This is a genomic window from Marinobacterium sedimentorum, from assembly GCF_024267675.1.
Taxonomy (GTDB): domain Bacteria; phylum Pseudomonadota; class Gammaproteobacteria; order Pseudomonadales; family Balneatricaceae; genus Marinobacterium_A; species Marinobacterium_A sedimentorum.
Genome location: NZ_JALDYX010000079.1, coordinates 1 through 1355 on the forward strand (window position 1 = coordinate 1; position 1355 = coordinate 1355).

1 protein-coding gene is annotated in these 1355 nt (G+C 54.5%); it reads left to right on the top strand.

Annotation, left to right across the window (positions count from 1 at the left end; genetic code table 11):
- Window positions 1-68 precede the first annotated feature (68 nt).
- Window positions 69-1085, top strand: coding sequence for an IS110 family RNA-guided transposase (locus tag MRS74_RS23500; RefSeq protein WP_254582713.1), 1017 nt, complete (start codon window positions 69-71; stop codon window positions 1083-1085).
- Window positions 1086-1355: the final 270 nt, after the last annotated feature.

The following is a 1355-nucleotide window of genomic DNA, read 5'->3' on the forward strand; positions in this document are numbered from 1 at the left end:
CTCTTACCGAGCCGGCGTCAGAATGCGCCATGATGGATGTGTACGCACCATCAAAATTGGAGGAGACCATGAATACCATTGTGATCGTAGGATTGGATTTAGCCAAGATCGTTTTTCATGCCGTCTGTTGTGACCAGCGCCAACAGATCGTGAAGAAAAAAATGCTTAAGCGTGGCCAGTTACTGAAGTTCTTCAACCAACTGCCACCTTGCCTGGTCGGTATGGAGGCGTGTGCTGGCGCGCATTACTGGGGGCGTCAACTGCGCGCGTTGGGGCACCAGGTCAAACTGATTCCACCCCATTTTGTGACACCGATGCTTCAGGGTAACAAGAACGACTTCAACGATGGCTTGGCGATTGTGGAGGCGCTGGGACGACCGAGGATACATTTTGTTGAGATCAAGACGGTCGAACAACAAGACATGCAGGCGCTGTATCGGATGCGGCAACGCTGTCTTAAGGAGAGAACAGCGCTATGTAACCAGGCACGCGGCTTGCTCGCGGAATATGGCATCGTGTTGCCGACGGGGATTCGTTCTATTCGTACTGGGCTGCCGACTATTCTGGAGGATGCAGACAATGGGTTGAGCGTACTGTTCCGCCGGCTGCTGGCGCACAGTTACCAGCAGCTGAAGGAATTGGATGCCCATATCGATAGCTACACCCTGGAGTTGAAGGAATTGAGCCAACACGATGAAGCCTGCCAACGGTTGCAGACGATACCGGGATACGGCCCCATTGTTGCGAGTGTTTTCCGCAGTGTTGTGGGCAATGGCGCCACCTTCAAACGCGGGCGCGACGTATCGGCATCGCTGGGCCTGGTGCCCAAGCAACACAGTACCGGCGGGAAATCCGTTCTAAGAGGGATCAGTAAACGGGGAAACTGTTATTTGCGCGGATTACTGATCCACGGTGCGCGAGCGGTGCTGAATCAATCGGCTAGAAAACAGGATCCACTCAGTCGATGGGTCAATCGGCTCAAGGCTGAAAGAGGTGCCAATCGAGCCGTCGTGGCCCTGGCCAACAAGATGGCCCGCATGGGATGGGCTGTGTTAAGCACAGGCACTGTTTACACACAGGCATAGCGCTGGACAGCGCTGGCAGAATTTAACCAGAGGTACCTTGCCGAGGATTGCGAAGGTTTTGAGTTAACGATGACATCACAGGTCAGACCGACGTATCGAAAACCTGACTAACCTGGAGGCTGCAAGGCCGCTCCGCCGATAAGGACGATACGTGCGAATATCATTGAGGCCAGAGGCAGCTCCTGAGCCGCCTCATCAACAGGCCGAATATACGGAAGCGATCCTGTCCCTGGCATCCAACTTCAAAGCCTTGCAATACGGGAGGAGACC